Consider the following 15,764-nt stretch of genomic DNA (forward strand, 5'->3'; position numbering starts at 1 on the left):
GCTTAGAGACCAAAGGCCGAGAGGCGGGCATAGGCCCGGCGGATATGGGCAAGGCCTGCGGGAGCTTGGCCGCTTGCGTCCGACAGGCCGAAGCTCTTTTCCAGCGTCGCTGCCATGGAGGGGCGCGGCGGCGCTGTCGGCACCGGGGCATTGGGCAGGCTGGCCGAGGCCCATTGCCCTGTCAGCGCGCCACCGCTGGCATAGCCTTCCGGCATTGCCCCGCCTTGCGCCATCGCCCGGTCAACCTTGTCGCGCACCACATCCATCACGCCCGATACCGATCGGGGCGCGCCGGATTGCTCGAAGAAAATTGCGCGGTTGGCGCGCGCGGCCTGTGGCAGGATGGCGGCGGCGGGGGTGTCGGGGCTGTGGCCCAGTGTGGAGAGGAGGCGGGCGGAACCTTCGGCCCCAAGGAAATGCGCTAGATAAAGCTCGGCATGGTCCGGTTCGCGCCCCAGCACCGGCAACAGCGCTTCGCGGTTGTCCCCCGCCAGCGCGCCCGCCATCAGGCTGGCGATTTCCGGATCGTTGCGCAGCGCCAGGATCTGCCCGCGCAAGGCCGGATCATCCACCCGCGCACGGCCTCCCGAAGTGGAGATAGCATCGGCCAGATGCCCCAGGCCCAGCCGTTCCCCGTGCCGGTCCAGCGTGGAAAGCCAGGTCTGGTCGATGAACTGGAAAAGTCCGGTTGCGCTCGATGTGCGCGCGCGGGCCTGCGGATCGAGGCCCGATTCCACGCGTGCCTGTGCCAGGAGGTAGGAAAAATCGACGCCCGTTGCGCGCGCGGCGCGGGCAATTGCGGCCTGCGTATTGCCAGTCCCTGCAGGTCTGGCCGCTGGCACGCTCTGCAATGTTGTGGCCGGATCGCTCATCCGTTGCACCTTCTTGCCGGTTTGGTTCTCCCGAAACTCAGCAAGATGCGTGCCATTTTGCGGCGGCAGGCCGCTTCAATGTCAGGCGATGCGCGCTTGCGGTGCGCGATACAGGCCCGGCTGGCGGGTCAGCGCGTCGAGCCGTGCCGCAACATTGGCGGCCAGAAGGTTGCGGATCTTGCGATTCACCTCGTTCTGGTGGCGCGCGGCTTCCAGCAGGCTGCGGCATTCGGCATCAATGGCAGGCGGCCGGCAATCTTCCAGTTCGCTCAGCAAAGCCGATTTGGAACCGCTGCACAGCACCAGCGCATCCACATCCATCGCGGCAAGCGCCTGCCGTTCGGTTTCCAGAACGGCAAGCATTTGCCGCAGCGATTCCGCCAGCGAAGGGGGTGCCGAAGAAGTGGTGGCGCTCATCAGTTCGTGCTCAGCATCAGGCGGGCGGCAATGATCGCATCGGAAATGCGGGTGGGCACCAGCGGGTAATTGCCATCGCGCAGCGCGGCGCGGATCTCGGCCACGCGGTCTTTGTCGACCGGCGCGCTGCCGGCGGTGACGCGGCCTGCGGTTTCCACCGCCACGCCCTTGTCCACGGGTGCAGGGGAGGCGGCAATGGCAGGCTTGGCTTCGGGCTTCTCGCCCGCAAGGTCGCGCGCCACGCTGCGCACAGCGCCGGGGCCGTTGAGGCGGTTGATGTCATAGAGGGCCATAAGCTCGCTCCTATATTCCTTTCCCTGCCAAGGACGGTTCTGCGCAGGGGTGTTTAAGGGTTGCCTTAAGGATTTTTCTCATCCCACCGGAATCACGGCGCGGCCCGGATGGGTAATCCGGGCGCGGATCGGTTCGCGGTTGGTGGCGGGACGGGCGCTGCCGTTTGCGGCGCGCTGCGCATCGGGGCGCACGCGGATCCAGTCGCCAATCGCGCCGGCTTCCAGTGCTTCGGCCTGCTGCGATACCGAAAAACCGCGCCCTTCTACCGCGACTGTCAGGATTTGACCGCGTTCCACCACCGGGGCAGGGCGGGCGGCTGCATGGGCTGCGGCAGCAGGCGCGGAGTTGACCGGCACGAATATCTGCCACCCGGCAATTGCGGGACATTCCACCCGCACCATGTCCGCGCGGCGCCCGTGCCAGGCGAGGGCGAGCGGCTGCGGGCAGGCGGCCATGCGCAGGCGGCGGTCTACCGGATGGCGTGCACCGCCGGGGCTGCCCGCCGGCGCACCGGTAAAGGCGGCAATCTCGGCGTCGATTGCGCCGGGATCGGCAAAGCCGCCCGCTTGCGCCGCGAGCGCGGAGGGCAGTGCGGCGAGGGCCAGGGCCGGCAACAGGGCAAGACACGGCTTCATGGGCGAAGACTCCTTTGGCAAACGGATGTTCTTTGTTCCGTTTGAAGCAAGGGCTGTGCCAGTTAGGGTGCGGGCGGATCGGCATCATGCGCGATGACCGCCCGCAAGGTGGATCGGGCAGAGCCAGCCGGCGCGGCTTGCAATATCACGCGCGGTTCCACCCCGGCGGCGATGGCTTGTGCGGCCAGTTCATGTGCCCGCGCATCCACCTGCGCCCGCTCTCCTGCGGCATAACGCGCCTCCAGCGTCAGCAATTCGCCGGGGCCGGGCGGGCGCACGGCGAGCCATTCGGCCAGCGCAGGGCCGCCCGGCGCATCGACGAATACCGCCATGGCCGCGCCTTGGGCAAAGCCGCCTTCGCGCATATGTTCCTGCAGCGGCGCAGGGTTCTGCGCGCTGAGCGCGGCAGCGGTGATGATGAACAGGATCATCGACAGATCGGCCAGCGGCACCAGCCAGGCGCTGCCCATGTCGCGCAACACGGGATGCGCGGTCATTACACGACCCGTTCCAGCCGGGCGCGGGCACGCGGCGGTGGCGATGCGTGTTCGCCCTGACGCGCGGCGGCGGGCGGCACCGCGCCCGACAATTGCCGCGTCATCCAGTCGATCAGCAATTGCCGTTCCTCCTCTTCGGCCGCGCCGCGCCGGGCGATCAGGCTGGCGAGCGGATGCAGCACCAGATGCGCCAGCATCAGGCCATACAGCGTGGTGACGATGGCAATCCCGATCCCGTCCAGCATCAGCCCGCCGCCGGCCGGATCATGGTTCATCTGGGACAGTGCGAACAAGGTGCCTGCCATGCCGAAAACCGGGGCCATTTCCGCGGCCAGCCGGATGGGACGCAGCGCCAGCGCGCGCAGCCTTGTGCGCTGCGTGCGGAACCGTTCATGCGCGGCGATGAGCGAGGAGAGCGAACGGTCGTGGATCATGGCGCGCGTGGCGGTGGCGATCTCGTTGTCCGAGCTGTGAAAGGGGCCGGAGCGCAGCACCCCGTCCATGCGCAATTGCTCCACATCGCGGGCGATTTCGGCGCGGGCGGTTTCAAAGCGGAACGGGCGGGTAAACAATTGCCCTGCGCAGCGAAGAGCCGCCGCCAGTTCGCGCCGCCCGCTGCCCACGCAGGTCGCCAGCAGCGTGCCGCCCAGCACGATCACCGCGCCGGTGGTGTCGAACAGGGCCGTCAAATCCATCGCCAGAAACTCCTTCGCCAGCGGGCAGAACGGCCAGCCGCAGGGCGGGATTAAGGGGCGGCACAAATTTGCCGGATGCGCGGCAGGCGCTTGCCGGTTTGCGGGCCTGCAAGGCGTAAACCGGGCCGCGGTGCGCAATTGGCACGCTGCTTGCTGACTATCGGCCCAGGAACCCCTTGTGTGGAGGCAGGTATGAGCGAAAGGCTGTTCGGCATTCACGGTGCGGCGCTGGAATTGCGCTCGCACCGCATGGGCCTGATCGCAGGCAATATCGCCAATGCGGCAACGCCCGGATACAAGGCGCGCGACATTGATTTTGCCGCTGCGCTGGAAGCGCGCACCAACGGCGCCGCCCGCGATGCGGCGTTCGAAACCGCCACCCGTTACCGCATCCCCACCATGCCCAGCCTGGATGGCAATACGGTGGAACTGGCGAACGAGCAGATGGCCTTTGCCGAAAACGCGGTCGCCTATTCGGCCACGCTCTCCTTCCTCACCGGCCGGGTGGAAACCATCACCCGCGCGCTGAAAGGCGAATAATCATGTCCTCAAGTAGCGAAGCGATAGGACAACCCAAATGAGCGGGCAAATGACCTTGTTCGGCATGGTTCAGCGCGGGATGTCCGCGCAGATGGTGCGCATGAATGCGGCGGCGAGCAATATCGCCAATGCCGGATCGGTCGCATCGAGCGAACAGGCCGCCTACCGCCCGATGCGCGCGGTGTTCCAGCAGGAACTCGACAGCGCCAGCGGCCTTTCCAGCGTGCGCGTATCCGAAGTGCGCCGCGCCGATGTGGCACCCACCCGCCGCCACGATCCCGATCACCCGCTGGCCGATGCCAATGGCGATGTGTGGGAAGCGCCCGTCGATGAAACCGCCGAGATGGTCGAGATCATGGAGAGCGCCCGCCAATACCAGAACCTGGTCGAAGCCATGAACACTGCCAAGCAGCTCATGCTCGAAACCCTGAGGAGCAAGTGATGACCACGATTACCGGTAATTCCGGGCTGACCGACAGCCTGAAGGCGATCAATTCCGGCCCTGCCGTCAACCCGTCGGCGCGCGCCAAATCGGGCTTCGCCACGCTGGATCAGGGCGATTTCCTGAAGCTGCTGGTGACGCAATTGCAGCAGCAGGATCCGCTCGCCCCGGTCGATAACAAGGAAATGCTGGCGCAGATGGCCCAGTTTTCCACGCTGGCGGGGTCTACTGAAACCAACGCCACGCTGGCTGACATTTCCGGCAAGCTCGACGCGCTGATCCAGGTGCAGAAAGCTGCTGCCAATCCCGTAACCACTCCCGCCAATTGAGGAGCAATTCGCCATGACCTCTTTCTACACCTCGCTGAACGGCCTGAAGAATTCACAAACTGACCTGTCCACCATCGCGCACAACATCGCCAATGCGGAAACCACCGGTTTCAAGAAGAGCAATGTGGAATTCGCCGATATCGTGGCCAATGGCTCTGCCGCCAATCCGCGCATGACGCAGGGTCTGGGCGCCACGGTTGCCGGGATCAACCAGAACTTCGGCCTCGGCGCGATCGAACAGACCGGGCGCAGCCTCGATATCGCCATCGATGGCGACGGCTTCTTTGCCACGCGCAATACCGAAAGCAATCAGGTGCTCTTCACCCGCAACGGCAATTTCCAGATCGACGCCGCCGGGGCCGTGACCGATTTCTCCTTCAAGCGCCTGCAGATGTTCGAAGTGGATGCCACCGGTGCCGTGGTCAATCCGGGCACCACGGTGGATGCCATCATCCCGACGACAAATGGCGTCGGGTCCGAGCTCGCCAGCATTTCGATTGAGAAGAACGGGCTGATCAATGCCGCCTATGCCGATGGATCAACCTTGCCGGTCGGGCGCGTGGCGCTGGCTACCTTCGTTGCGCCGACGGGCCTGCGCCCCGTCGGTTCGACCAATTGGGAAGCGACCGGATTTTCGGGCACGGCCAGTTACGAACTGCCCGGCAATGGCCGCAACGGGCAATTGCTGGCGGGCGCGCTGGAGCGGTCGAATGTCGATCTGGCCGAGGAAATGGTGGGTCTGATCACCGCGCAGCGCAATTTCCAGGCCAATGCCAAGGCCATCGATACCGCCACCCAGTTCTCGCAGACGATCATCAACCTGCGCAGCTGATCCGGCATCTAGCGAGGGATAAGCCATGGACCGCCTGATCTATACCGCGCTGACCGGCGTCGATGCCGCGATGAACCGACAGCGGGCAGTGGCGAACAACCTCGCCAATGCCAGCACGCCGGGTTTTCGCGCCGAAACCTTCAGCACCGCCAATCTGCGCCTGCGCAGCGAAAGCCTCGACGTGCGCGGCCTGGCGCAGGGGGCAGTGCGCGGGGCGGATATGTCGGCGGGCACGGTGATGCAGACCGGGCGGGCGCTCGACGTGGCGCTGGGCGGCGATGCGCTGATCGCGTTGCAGGCCGCCGATGGCAGCGAAGTCTATTCGCGGCGCGGCGACCTTTCTGTCGATGTGACCGGGCGGCTGACCAATGGCGATGGCCTTGCCGTCATGGGTGAGGCGGGGCCGCTGGTGGTGCCGCCGGGCTGGAACATTTCGATCGCGCAGGATGGCGGCGTCTATGCCGCCGATCCCGGCGCGCCCGATGTGCCCGCCGAACTGGTCGGCCGGATCAAGCTCGCCAACCCCGCCGGCAGCCCGCTGGTGAAGGGGCTGGACAATCTGCTGCGCGTGCCCGGCGGCGGCATCCTGCCAGCCGATCCTACCGCCACGCTGGTGACTGGTGCGCTGGAAGGCAGCAATGTCGATACAGCCGCCACGCTGGTCGACATGATCGAGGCGCAGCGCGGATTTGAACGGCGCACCAAGGTCATTTCCACCGCCGAACAGCTCGACCAGTCGAGCACGCGCCTGATGTCGCTCTCCTGATAGAGCGCAAGAGAAAGGAACCCTCCCATGCCCATTTCCGCCCTCCAGATCGCCCGCACCGGCCTTGAAGCACAGGATACGCGGATGCGCGTTATCGCGCATAACCTTGCCAATATCGGCACCACCGGCTTCAAGCGCGACCGCGCCGATTTCCAGACGCTCGCCTATGACGATGCGCGCGTGGCGGGCCAGCGTTCGAACGGTGACAATGCCTATGCCATCGGCCTGAACCTTGGCACCGGCGTTTCGGTGCAGGGCACCACGCGCATCCAGACGCAGGGCTCGCTCAACACCACGGGCAATTCGCTCGACATGGCACTTGATGGCGATGGCTATTTTCAGGTGGAGCTGCCCGGCGGGCAGACCGCCTATACCCGCGCGGGCAATTTCAGTATGTCCGCCGAAGGCACGCTGGTGACGGCACAGGGCTACCCCCTCGTGCCCGCGATCCAGATCCCGCAGGGCGCACAGTCGATCAGCGTGGGGGCAGATGGCACCGTGACCGCGGTTGTCGATGGCGAAGCCGCGCCCGCCGAACTGGGGCAGATCACCATTGCCAGCTTCATCAACCCCGCCGGGCTTCAGGCACGCGGCGACAATCTGCTGCTCGAAACCGCCGCCAGCGGCGCGGCCGATGTCGGCGTGCCGGGCGAAAACGGGCGCGGGCAGATCCGGCAGGGGATGCTGGAAGCGTCCAATGTGAACGTGGTGGAGGAACTGGTCGACATGATCGCCACCCAGCGCGCCTACGAAATCAATTCCAAGATGATCAGCGCGGTCGATGAAATGCTGCGCAACGCCAACCAGACGTTGTGAGGGTGAAACCGATGTCCCTGCGCATAGCAGCTATTGCCGCCCTGTGTCTTGCCACCGCCGCCTGCGGCATGGAAGGCGGCACCCGCCGCGCCGGGTTCGATCCCGCGCTGCCGCCGCCGCCTGCGCCCGGCTTTTCCGCGCCCGCAAACGGCGCGATCTTTCAGGCAGCGAATGGCTATTCGGGCCTGCATGAAGGCACCCGCGCGCGCCGCGTGGGCGATCTGGTTACCGTGATGCTGGTGGAAAGCCTTGGCGCATCCAAGAGCACAGCCGCGCGCACCAACCGCGCGGGCGAGGCGGGGATCGAGCCGCCCACGGCGGGTCTCCTTTCCTTCCTCAATCCCGATGCCCTTAATGCCGGCGCGCAGGCGTCGTTCAATGGGCAGGGCAATGCTTCGCAGCGCAGCACGCTCAACGGCTCCATCGCGGTCACTATCGCGGAAGTCCGTTCGAACGGCACCGCGCTGGTGGTTGGAGAACGGCAGATGCAATTGAGCCAGGGCGATGAATGGGTGCAGTTTTCCGGAATCCTGCGGCTGGCCGATGTGGATGTGAACAACCGCGTCCTCTCCACCCAGATTGCCGATGCGCAGATCATCTATGGCGGACGCGGCGCGATCCAGCAGGCCAGCCGTCCCGGCTGGCTGAGCCGCTTTTTCAACATTGTGAGCCCGTTCTGATGCGCCGCCTGCTTTTCAGCTTCGCCTTTGCGCTTTTGGCCGCCCTTATCGTGGCGCAGCCCGCCCATGCCCAGAACCAGCGCGTGCGCGATCTGGGCGCGTTCGATGGCGTGCGCCCCAACCAGCTGACCGGATACGGCATCGTGGTGGGCCTCGATGGCACAGGCGATGACAATTTCGAATATCTCACGCAGGCCATGCGCGGCGTATCGGGGCGGCTGGGGTTGACCCTGCCACCGGGCGTATCGCCGGGGCTGAAGAACGCCGCTGCGGTCATCATCACTGCCGAACTGCCTGCCTTTGCCAAGCCGGGGCAGACGATCGACGTGACCGTGTCCACCATTGGTCGTGCGCGATCTTTGCGTGGCGGCACGCTGATCATGGCCCCGCTGACGGGCGCAGACGGGCAGATTTACGCGATGGCGCAGGGGAACCTCGCCGTGGGTGGCCTCGGCGTGTCGGGCCGTGATGGCAGCCAGGTGACGGTGAATGTCCCCACGGTGGGCCGCATTGCCGATGGCGCCACGGTGGAACGCGAAGTGGCGACCGGCTTCGATCAGGCGGGCGAGCTGCGCTTTCACCTCCATAATGCCGATTTCCAGACCGCGTCGCGGATGCGCGATGCGATCAACACCCGCTTTCCCGGCGCGGCGCGGGTGGTGGATGCGGTGACGCTGTCGATCGTCATGCCCTATGGCGGCGATGCGCGGGCCGAGATGATCTCGCAGATCGAAATGCTCGATGTGACCCCGGCACAGACCCCGGCGCGGGTGATCGTGAACAGCCGCACGGGCACAGTCGTCATCAATTCGGCGGTGCGCCTTGCGCCTGCCGCGATCAGCCACGGGCGGCTGGTGGTGCGGATCGAGGAAGAGCCGCGCATCATCCAGCCCGAACCTTTCAGCCGCGGCGTGACCGCGCTGGAGGAAGCCAGCACCGTCGATGTGGCAGAACGCGATGTGCGCTTGGCCGCAATGCCGGGCGGGGCGAACCTGTCCGAAGTGGTCGATGCGCTCAATATGCTGGGCGTGGGTGCGTCTGACCTTGTGGTGATCCTGGAAGCGCTCAAGCAGGCAGGCGCGCTTCAGGCAGAAATGGTGGTGCTGTGACAATTCCCGCCTCCTTTGGCCCTGTCTCCTCCGGTGTCACAGCCCCCGGTGCCCGGCCTGCGCCCCCTGCCTCCGGCAATTCCGCTTCGGCGGAGGAGCTGCGGCAGGCGGCGCAGGCTTTCGAGGCGATCTTCATCCGCCAGATGCTGTCTGCCGCGCGCAGCGCCGATTTCGGCGGCGAAGAGGCGCTGCTGGGCGGGCCAGGCCTCGAACAGTTCACCGCCATGCGCGACGACCATTTTGCCGAAATTGCATCGCAGCGCGGCACATTCGGCATGGCCGCGATGATCGAACGGCAATTGTCCGCGCAGATCGCGTCCCCGGCCCGGCACGGGGGGGAATAAGCCGTGTCGAGCAACCTTCTCCTGATCGGCAAGAGCGGCGCGATGGCCGCGCGCAGCGGGCTGGAACTGACCGCGCAGAACATCGCCAATTCCAGCAACCCCACCTATGCTCGCCGCACGCTTTCGATGGCCGAAGTGGCGGCCAAGGGCGGTATCGCGATGGAGCCGGGCGCGACGCTGTCAGGCGTGCGGCCCGATCAGATCCTGCGCACCAATTCGCTGTTCCTCCAGAACGAGGCGCGTCGCACCGGCGGCGATGTGGCCCGCGCCGAGGCGGAACTGCGCGGCCTGACCAATGCCGAAGCGGCGGTGGAGCAGGCGGGTATTTTCCCCGCGCTGGTCGATTTCGAGGCGAGCCTCGCCCGTCTTGCCTCCGATCCGCTTGATGGTTCGCTGCGCACCGCGGTGCTGGAAGATGGCCGGCGGCTGGCGCAGACCTTCCAGATCGCCACCAATGCGCTGGATGTGGCAGAGGCCGATATCGTCTTTGGCGCGGATGCAGGCGTGGAGCAGGTCAATTTGCTGGCGGGCGAACTGGCGCGCACCAATGCCGCCATTGCCCGCGCTGGCCCCGGCACCACCAATATGGCGGTGCTGCACGATCAACGCGACGCCTTGCTCAAAGGCATGGCGGATATTGCCGGGATTGCCGCCACGTTCGACACGCTGGGCCGCGCCACGGTGCGGCTGGGCGGCGAAGTGCTGGTGAGCGGGGTCGATTCCTTCACCCTCACGCGCAGCAGCAATCCCGATGGCAGCTTTGCCTTTGCCGTAGCGGGCCAGCCCGCCGCACTGACATCGGGCAGCCTGCTGGGCGGATCGCAGGCCATGCGGGCGATTGGCGAATTGCGCACCGAACTGGACGATATCGCCGCCTTGCTCATCACCCGCGTCAACACCGCGCAGGGCAATGGCGCGGCGCCCGATGGATCGGTGGGGCAGCCCTTCTTCAGCGGCAGCGGGGCGGCGGATATCGCTCTGGCGCTGACCAGCGGCAGCCAGATCGCCACCGCGCCGGCCGGTTCGCCGCCGGGCAGCCGTGAGACGGGCAACCTTCAGGCCCTGCGCGATGCGTTGGCCAATGGCGGCCCCTCCAGCGCCGCGGATGCGATGTTGTTCAAGCTGTCGAGCGGGATTGCCGCACGCACCGTAACGCGCGACGGATTGCGCACCATTGCCGATACCGCCGCCGTGTCGCTCGCTGCCGAAACGGGCGTCGACCTCGATCAGGAAGCCGCCAATCTCCTGCGCTATCAGCAGATGTTCGAGGCATCGGGTCGCATCATGCAGACCGCGACCGAGATATTCGACACGATACTGGGGATCGGCCGATGAGCACGATCACCAATTCGACACTCGCCTTTTACCGACGCACCGTCACGCAGATGGGCGATCTGCGCGGGCAGGCCGAAGCCTTGCAGCAGCAGCTTTCCACCGGGCAGCGCCTGTCGCGTTCATCCGACGATCCGGTGGCCGCATCGCGCCTGCGCAGTCTCGACCGGGCCGACCGGCTGGGCCGGATCGATGCCGGCAATGCCGCCCGCGCGGCGCAGGATCTGGGGCTTGCCGCCAGCGCGCTGGAATCGATGGGTGCGGACATTATCCGCGCGCGCGAACTGGCGCTGTGGGCCGCCAGCGATACGGTCGGCGCCAGCGAACGCGCCTCCATCGCGGCCGAACTCGACCAATTGCGCTTGCGCCTGATGGCCACCGCCAATTCGCCCGATACAAGCGGCAACGCGCTGTTCGGGGGGGAAGCCAGCGGCAAGGCGTATGAGCTGGGCGCTGGCGGGGTAATCTCCTATGTCGGCAGTCCGGCCAGCGGCACGATCGATCTGGGGCAGGGGCAGACCATCACGCGCGGCCTGACCGGCCCGGAAGTGCTGAATTTCAACGCAGGTGGCACGCCCACCGATATCTTCGCCTTCCTCGCCACGCTGTCCACGGCGCTGACCGGCGGATCACCCGACCCCGCAGGGGCCGCGCGCGATGCAATGGCCGGCCTTGATGAAGCGCTCGACACGCTCACCCGCTCGCAAACCGTGGTGGGCACGCGGCTGGCATGGATCGATGTGATCCAGGATCGGCAGGTCGATCAGGCGGCGTCGCGCGCCACGCAGAAGGCCGAAACCGGCGGCGTCGATCTGGCCGGGACGATCGCGCAAATGCAGCAATTGCTCACCGTGCTGGAAGCCAGCCAGGCCGGGTTCACCCGCCTTGCCGGGCTCAGCCTGTTTGACCGTATCTGAGAGGGAACCGGGACGATGTTTGCAGCCGCCGGGATCGCAATCCTGCTTGTTTTGGTGTTTGGCGGTTTTGTCATCGCGGGCGGTTCGCTCGGCCCGGTGATGAAGGCGCTGCCGCTCGAAATGATGATTATCGGCGGCGCGGCGCTGGGTGCCACGGTTGCGGGCAATTCGATGCACGAACTGAAGCTGATCGGCGGCGGCTTCAAGAAGGTGTTCAAGGGGCCGAAATATTCCGACCAGGATCACATCGATGTGATCGCGCTGTGCAGCCGTTTGATGCGGATGCTCAAAAGCGAAGGCCCGGTGGCGCTGGAATCGCACGTGACCGATCCCGCCAATTCCGCCATCTTCGCCGAATATCCCGGCATCCTTGCCGATCCCGCGCTGACGGGCCTTGTCTGCGACACGCTGACGCTGATCGTGGTGTCCTCGGGCACGCTCGATACCAGCGCGGTGGAAGATGTGATGGACAATTCGATCAAGGCGCAGCTGCACGAACTGGACGAGCCCGCGCACGCGCTGCAAACGCTGGCCGATGCGCTGCCAGCCCTCGGCATTGTGGCCGCCGTGCTGGGCGTGATCAAGACCATGGGCAGCATTGACGAACCGCCCGCCGTGCTGGGCGGGATGATCGGTTCCGCGCTGGTCGGCACCTTCCTGGGCGTGCTGCTGGCCTATGGCATTGTCGGCCCGCTGGCCGGGCGGCTGAAGCAGATCAACGCGCATGACGGGCAGATCTTCCAGTCGATCAAGCAGGTCATCATCGCCTCGCTGCATGGTTATCCGCAGCCGTTGGTGGTGGAAAGCGCGCGGTCGGGCCTGCCGCCCGCGCACCGCCCCGCGCTGACCGATCTGCTCGATATGTTGCGAGGCAAATAGGATGCAGAGCGCGCCCCTGCCCGTGCCCAGCGGTTCGCCGCCGCCCACGCCGCTTTCGCCGCCGCCGGCGGCCAATGCGCCGATCCCGGCGCCGATCATCGTCAAGAAGGTGACGGTGGTGGCCGGCGGCCATCACGGCGGCGCATGGAAAGTGGCCTATGCCGATTTCGTGACCGCGATGATGGCATTCTTCCTGCTGATGTGGCTGCTGGGCGCGACGACCGAGGATCAGCGCAAGGGGTTGGCGGATTACTTCACCCCCACGCTGATCAAGATGCGCGAACAGAGCGCGGGCGCAGACGGGATGCTGGGCGGCTCCTCCATTGTCGATGCGGACAACTATCCCAACGCCGCCGGGCAGACCGGCAACCAGGCGATTACCGTTCCGCGCGATGCACGCGGCGGCCCCACCGAAGGCGGCGCGGATGACGCCGAGCGCCGCCGCATGGAAATCGCCCGCCAGATTGCGGAGCGGATCGCGGCGGTGGAACGGCTGCAGCGCCTTGCCCGGCAGGTGCGCGTGACGCAGACACCCGAAGGCATCCGCATCGATCTGGTAGACGATGCCGAATTTTCCATGTTCCATCTCGGCTCGACCGTATTGGTGCCCGAAGCGCGCGAATTGCTGGGCATTATCGGCCAGACCGTGGCGCCCACGGGCAAGCAGCTGATCGTGCGCGGTCACACCGATGCGCTGCCCTGGCGCGGGGGCGACAGCGGACAGGGGCGGCCGAACAACTGGTCGCTGTCCACGGGGCGTGCCGAAGCCACGCGGCAGGAATTGCTGCGCCATGCACTGCCCGAAAGCCGTTTCAACCGCATTGAAGGCGTGGCCGACCGCGAGCCGCTGGTGCGAAATGACCCGGCCGATCCGCGCAACCGGAGGATCTCGATCCTGCTGGTGGGGTAGGGCGCATCGTCCGGATACAGCTTCCCGGTTGCCAATTGCGTCCCGCTCCGGTCTTTAGGGGCTATGTTTGCCGTCAGCCCCGATGTCGCGCTGCTGGTCCTTGGCCTGCTGCTTCTGCTCACCGTCATTGCCGGCAATCTGTCGAGCCGGTTCGGCCTGCCCGCGCTGATCGGCTTTCTGGGGCTGGGGATGCTGGCCGGGGTGGACGGGCCGGGCGCCATTTCCTTCAGCGATTACGCTCTTACCCAGAATATCGGCATTGCCTGCCTGATCTTCATCCTGTTTTCCGGCGGTCTTGATACCCATTGGAAGGATGTGCGCCGCGTCGCCGCGCCAGCTTTGGTGCTGGCAACAGTTGGCGTCATGATCAGCGCCGGGCTGACGGCGGGCGCGTCCATCCTGCTGCTTGATCTGCCGCCGTTTCAGGCCTTCCTGCTCGGCGCGGTGGTGGCGTCAACCGATGCGGCGGCGGTGTTTGCCATCCTGCGCACATCGGGGCTCGACCTGCATGGCGATGTGCCTGCGCTGATCGAGGTGGAATCGGGCTCGAACGATCCGATGGCGATCTTCCTCGTGGGTGCGGCGCTGCTGTTTATCGCCACGCCGGGCGCATCGCCGCTGATGCTGGTGCCCGATTTCGCGCTGCAAATGGTGCTGGGCACGCTGACGGGGCTTGCGGTGGGCTATCTCCTGCCCGAACTGCTCAAGCGTTCGCATTACCGCAATGCAGGCCTGTCCTTCGTCATCTCGATTTCCGCCGCGCTGATCGCCTATGGCCTGGCAGAGCTGCCGGGCGGCAACGGCTTTCTGGCGGCCTATGTCGCGGGGCTGGTGGCGGGCAACCGCACTTACACGGCCAAGCGGCTGGTGAGCACCTTTCAGGACGGCATGGCCTGGCTGGCGCAGGTGGTGATGTTCCTGACGCTGGGCTTGCTGGTCGCTCCGTCAAACCTGGTCGATATTATCGCGCCGGGGCTGGCGATCACCGTTATCCTGATGTTCGTTGCCCGCCCCATGAGCGTGTTTATCTGCCTGGCGCCGTTTCGCCGTTTCGACTGGCGGGCCAAGCTGTTCATATCCTGGGCGGGGCTTCGCGGCGCGGTGCCGATCGTGCTGGCGACATTTCCCATGGTGGCGGGCGTGCCGGGCGCCTTCACGATTTTCAACGTGGTGTTCTTCGTGGTGCTGATTTCCAGCATCATCCAGGGGCCGAGCATCAAATGGCTGGCGGCACGGCTGGATATTGCCTCACGCACCGGCGCCGAAGGCCCGCGCCTGCCCGATCCTGCCTTGCCTCCTGCAACTGGCACGCCCGATTGAACGCCCAAACGGCCCGGAGCTTGGGAAAGCTCCGGGCCGTCCGGGGAGGGCGGGGAGCCGAGGGAGGCTCCCCTTCAGGGGCTTGCGATTAACGCAGCAGCGACAGCACGTTCTGCTGGCTCTGGTTGGCCTGCGCCAGCATCGCGGTCGAGGCCTGGCTCAGGATCTGCGCCTTGGCGAGCGCGGTGGTTTCCGCCGAATAGTCGGTGTCCACGATCCGGCTGCGGGCGTCCGACAGGTTGATCGAGTTGGTCGAGAGATTGGTGATGGCCGATTCCAGACGGTTCTGCCCGGCACCCAGCGAGGCGCGGGTGGCGCTGATGTCCTTCAGAGCATCGTCGACATTGCCGATCGTGGTGTTCGCCAAGGTCGAGGTCGACACGTCCAGCGCGGTGGCGCTGATCTTGGTGCCATCGATCCCCGTGCTGGTCAGCGTCACCGTGTCGGTCGCGTTGGTTGCAATCACCACTTCGACATCGGTGCCCGAAGTGGTGCTGAACAGCGTCACACCGTTGAACTTGGTGTTCGACAGAATGTCGCTGATCTGTTCCTGCAGCTGCTTGACTTCGGAGTCCATGTAGCCGCGGTCATCGTTCGAATAGGTTTCCGTCTTGGACTGGACGGCCAGTTCACGCACGCGCTGCAGCATGTTCGACACTTCGTCGAGCGCGCCTTCCGCCGTCTTGGCGAGAGCGATGCCGTCATTGGCGTTGCGGATGCCCTGGTTCATGGCGCGGATGTCGGCAGTCATCGTGGTCGAAATGGCGAGGCCGGCGGCATCGTCCTTCGCGCCGTTGATGCGCTTGCCGGTGGAAAGGCGTTCCATCGCCACGCCCATCATCTTGTCGGCGCTGGTCGAGGCGTTCGAGGCGCGCAGGGCGTTAATGTTGGTGTTGATAGCGGCCATTGGTGATCTCCTGCTTGAATATGCGGGGTTGGTCAGGTCTTCGTATTGATCTTCGTCTGTTCGGTGGGTGCTGCCTTCTCGGTGGGCCGATCGGTGCAGCTTCCAGGCAGAAGAGCGGCCGCCTGCAAAATTGTTTAAGTCCGCCTCGGCGAATGTGCCGCGCCGGAGCCTAGGCATTTCTACGGGGGGTTAAGTTTCCGCTTCCTTGGACGTTCGGGCCGCATTTCCCCT

General features: G+C 65.8%; 21 protein-coding genes. 14 read left to right on the forward strand and 7 right to left on the reverse strand.

The genetic code is table 11. The annotated features are described in order from the left end of the window. Positions 1-2: 2 nt before the first annotated feature. The 6 genes from WFP44_RS01560 to WFP44_RS01585 all read right to left on the reverse strand — a co-directional run bounded on the left by WFP44_RS01560 (position 3) and on the right by WFP44_RS01585 (position 3,410). Positions 3-872 carry a transglycosylase SLT domain-containing protein gene (locus WFP44_RS01560; RefSeq protein WP_336924577.1) on the reverse strand — a complete coding sequence of 290 codons (870 nt, stop codon included), beginning with the start codon at positions 870-872 and terminating at the stop codon, positions 3-5. 81 nt (positions 873-953) lie between these two features. Then, entirely contained in the window at positions 954-1,289 is a 336-nt protein-coding gene (locus WFP44_RS01565; RefSeq protein ID WP_336924578.1) for a flagellar protein FlgN, read from the reverse strand. Beyond that, positions 1,289-1,582: a flagellar biosynthesis anti-sigma factor FlgM gene (locus tag WFP44_RS01570; protein ID WP_336924579.1), complete on the reverse strand. Its 294-nt coding sequence runs from the start codon at positions 1,580-1,582 to the stop codon at positions 1,289-1,291. Before WFP44_RS01570 ends, WFP44_RS01565 begins: the two co-directional genes overlap by 1 nt. Before the next feature lie 78 nt (positions 1,583-1,660). After that, a complete protein-coding gene (locus WFP44_RS01575; RefSeq protein ID WP_336924580.1) occupies positions 1,661-2,218 on the reverse strand; it encodes a flagella basal body P-ring formation protein FlgA in 558 nt (185 codons plus the stop codon). 62 nt (positions 2,219-2,280) lie between these two features. Further along, positions 2,281-2,715 (reverse strand): hypothetical protein, encoded by a 435-nt coding sequence (locus WFP44_RS01580; RefSeq protein WP_336924581.1) that lies wholly within the window; start codon positions 2,713-2,715, stop codon positions 2,281-2,283. Beyond that, positions 2,715-3,410 (reverse strand): MotA/TolQ/ExbB proton channel family protein, encoded by a 696-nt coding sequence (locus tag WFP44_RS01585; RefSeq protein WP_336924582.1) that lies wholly within the window; start codon positions 3,408-3,410, stop codon positions 2,715-2,717. The genes WFP44_RS01580 and WFP44_RS01585 overlap by 1 nt, the downstream gene beginning before the upstream one ends. 192 nt (positions 3,411-3,602) lie before the next feature. On the opposite strand from WFP44_RS01585, the gene flgB reads away from it, so the two are divergent. From flgB to WFP44_RS01655, 14 genes are all read left to right on the forward strand, one after another. Beyond that, positions 3,603-3,950, forward strand: a complete 348-nt coding sequence (flgB, locus tag WFP44_RS01590; RefSeq protein WP_336924583.1) for a flagellar basal body rod protein FlgB — start codon at positions 3,603-3,605, stop codon at positions 3,948-3,950. 37 nt (positions 3,951-3,987) lie between these two features. Next, positions 3,988-4,392: a flagellar basal body rod protein FlgC gene (gene flgC, locus WFP44_RS01595; protein ID WP_336924584.1), complete on the forward strand. Its 405-nt coding sequence runs from the start codon at positions 3,988-3,990 to the stop codon at positions 4,390-4,392. Beyond that, positions 4,392-4,721: a flagellar hook assembly protein FlgD gene (locus WFP44_RS01600; RefSeq protein ID WP_336924585.1), complete on the forward strand. Its 330-nt coding sequence runs from the start codon at positions 4,392-4,394 to the stop codon at positions 4,719-4,721. The genes flgC and WFP44_RS01600 overlap by 1 nt, the downstream gene beginning before the upstream one ends. Positions 4,722-4,734: 13 nt before the next feature. Beyond that, entirely contained in the window at positions 4,735-5,553 is an 819-nt protein-coding gene (locus WFP44_RS01605; protein ID WP_336924586.1) for a flagellar hook-basal body protein, read from the forward strand. 25 nt (positions 5,554-5,578) lie between these two features. After that, a complete protein-coding gene (locus WFP44_RS01610) occupies positions 5,579-6,319 on the forward strand; it encodes a flagellar basal body rod protein FlgF (RefSeq protein WP_336924587.1) in 741 nt (246 codons plus the stop codon). 27 nt (positions 6,320-6,346) lie between these two features. After that, positions 6,347-7,135: a flagellar basal-body rod protein FlgG gene (gene flgG, locus WFP44_RS01615; RefSeq protein WP_336924588.1), complete on the forward strand. Its 789-nt coding sequence runs from the start codon at positions 6,347-6,349 to the stop codon at positions 7,133-7,135. An 11-nt stretch (positions 7,136-7,146) separates the two neighbouring features. Next, positions 7,147-7,815 carry a flagellar basal body L-ring protein FlgH gene (locus WFP44_RS01620; protein WP_336924589.1) on the forward strand — a complete coding sequence of 223 codons (669 nt, stop codon included), beginning with the start codon at positions 7,147-7,149 and terminating at the stop codon, positions 7,813-7,815. Then, positions 7,815-8,924, forward strand: coding sequence for a flagellar basal body P-ring protein FlgI (locus WFP44_RS01625; protein ID WP_336924590.1), 1,110 nt, complete (start codon positions 7,815-7,817; stop codon positions 8,922-8,924). The genes WFP44_RS01620 and WFP44_RS01625 overlap by 1 nt, the downstream gene beginning before the upstream one ends. After that, complete coding sequence (locus tag WFP44_RS01630) at positions 8,921-9,268, forward strand: rod-binding protein (protein ID WP_336924591.1); 348 nt, start codon at positions 8,921-8,923, stop codon at positions 9,266-9,268. Before WFP44_RS01625 ends, WFP44_RS01630 begins: the two co-directional genes overlap by 4 nt. Before the next feature lie 3 nt (positions 9,269-9,271). Then, positions 9,272-10,603, forward strand: a complete 1,332-nt coding sequence (gene flgK / locus WFP44_RS01635; RefSeq protein ID WP_336924592.1) for a flagellar hook-associated protein FlgK — start codon at positions 9,272-9,274, stop codon at positions 10,601-10,603. Next, positions 10,600-11,517, forward strand: a complete 918-nt coding sequence (locus WFP44_RS01640; RefSeq protein ID WP_336924593.1) for a flagellin N-terminal helical domain-containing protein — start codon at positions 10,600-10,602, stop codon at positions 11,515-11,517. The genes flgK and WFP44_RS01640 overlap by 4 nt, the downstream gene beginning before the upstream one ends. Positions 11,518-11,532: 15 nt before the next feature. After that, positions 11,533-12,396, forward strand: a complete 864-nt coding sequence (motA, locus tag WFP44_RS01645; RefSeq protein WP_336924594.1) for a flagellar motor stator protein MotA — start codon at positions 11,533-11,535, stop codon at positions 12,394-12,396. 1 nt (position 12,397) lies between these two features. After that, positions 12,398-13,306, forward strand: coding sequence for a flagellar motor protein MotB (locus WFP44_RS01650; protein WP_336924595.1), 909 nt, complete (start codon positions 12,398-12,400; stop codon positions 13,304-13,306). 63 nt (positions 13,307-13,369) lie between these two features. Then, positions 13,370-14,626, forward strand: a complete 1,257-nt coding sequence (locus WFP44_RS01655) for a potassium/proton antiporter (protein WP_336924596.1) — start codon at positions 13,370-13,372, stop codon at positions 14,624-14,626. An 88-nt stretch (positions 14,627-14,714) separates the two neighbouring features. Here the strand turns inward: WFP44_RS01655 and WFP44_RS01660 are convergent, their stop codons facing one another. Next, complete coding sequence (locus WFP44_RS01660; RefSeq protein WP_336924597.1) at positions 14,715-15,533, reverse strand: flagellin N-terminal helical domain-containing protein; 819 nt, start codon at positions 15,531-15,533, stop codon at positions 14,715-14,717. Between the last annotated feature and the right edge of the window lie 231 nt (positions 15,534-15,764).

Source organism: Alteraurantiacibacter palmitatis (genome assembly GCF_037154115.1).
Taxonomy (GTDB): Bacteria; Pseudomonadota; Alphaproteobacteria; order Sphingomonadales; family Sphingomonadaceae; genus Alteraurantiacibacter; species Alteraurantiacibacter palmitatis.

Excerpts from the sequence above, each read along its gene's own strand:
- WFP44_RS01620 (WP_336924589.1), top strand. The coding sequence starts at position 7,147 with ATGTCCCTGCGCATAGCAGCTATTGCCGCCCTGTGTCTTGCCACCGCC.
- WFP44_RS01650 (WP_336924595.1), top strand. The coding sequence starts at position 12,398 with ATGCAGAGCGCGCCCCTGCCCGTGCCCAGCGGTTCGCCGCCGCCCACG.
- WFP44_RS01625 (WP_336924590.1), top strand. The coding sequence starts at position 7,815 with ATGCGCCGCCTGCTTTTCAGCTTCGCCTTTGCGCTTTTGGCCGCCCTT.
- WFP44_RS01575 (WP_336924580.1), bottom strand. The coding sequence starts at position 2,218 with ATGAAGCCGTGTCTTGCCCTGTTGCCGGCCCTGGCCCTCGCCGCACTG.
- WFP44_RS01580 (WP_336924581.1), bottom strand. The coding sequence starts at position 2,715 with ATGACCGCGCATCCCGTGTTGCGCGACATGGGCAGCGCCTGGCTGGTG.
- WFP44_RS01585 (WP_336924582.1), bottom strand. The coding sequence starts at position 3,410 with ATGGATTTGACGGCCCTGTTCGACACCACCGGCGCGGTGATCGTGCTG.
- WFP44_RS01565 (WP_336924578.1), bottom strand. The coding sequence starts at position 1,289 with ATGAGCGCCACCACTTCTTCGGCACCCCCTTCGCTGGCGGAATCGCTG.
- flgC (WP_336924584.1), top strand. The coding sequence starts at position 3,988 with ATGAGCGGGCAAATGACCTTGTTCGGCATGGTTCAGCGCGGGATGTCC.
- flgB (WP_336924583.1), top strand. The coding sequence starts at position 3,603 with ATGAGCGAAAGGCTGTTCGGCATTCACGGTGCGGCGCTGGAATTGCGC.
- WFP44_RS01640 (WP_336924593.1), top strand. The coding sequence starts at position 10,600 with ATGAGCACGATCACCAATTCGACACTCGCCTTTTACCGACGCACCGTC.
- flgG (WP_336924588.1), top strand. The coding sequence starts at position 6,347 with ATGCCCATTTCCGCCCTCCAGATCGCCCGCACCGGCCTTGAAGCACAG.
- WFP44_RS01605 (WP_336924586.1), top strand. The coding sequence starts at position 4,735 with ATGACCTCTTTCTACACCTCGCTGAACGGCCTGAAGAATTCACAAACT.
- WFP44_RS01610 (WP_336924587.1), top strand. The coding sequence starts at position 5,579 with ATGGACCGCCTGATCTATACCGCGCTGACCGGCGTCGATGCCGCGATG.
- WFP44_RS01660 (WP_336924597.1), bottom strand. The coding sequence starts at position 15,533 with ATGGCCGCTATCAACACCAACATTAACGCCCTGCGCGCCTCGAACGCC.
- WFP44_RS01600 (WP_336924585.1), top strand. The coding sequence starts at position 4,392 with ATGACCACGATTACCGGTAATTCCGGGCTGACCGACAGCCTGAAGGCG.
- WFP44_RS01560 (WP_336924577.1), bottom strand. The coding sequence starts at position 872 with ATGAGCGATCCGGCCACAACATTGCAGAGCGTGCCAGCGGCCAGACCT.
- WFP44_RS01570 (WP_336924579.1), bottom strand. The coding sequence starts at position 1,582 with ATGGCCCTCTATGACATCAACCGCCTCAACGGCCCCGGCGCTGTGCGC.
- motA (WP_336924594.1), top strand. The coding sequence starts at position 11,533 with ATGTTTGCAGCCGCCGGGATCGCAATCCTGCTTGTTTTGGTGTTTGGC.
- WFP44_RS01655 (WP_336924596.1), top strand. The coding sequence starts at position 13,370 with ATGTTTGCCGTCAGCCCCGATGTCGCGCTGCTGGTCCTTGGCCTGCTG.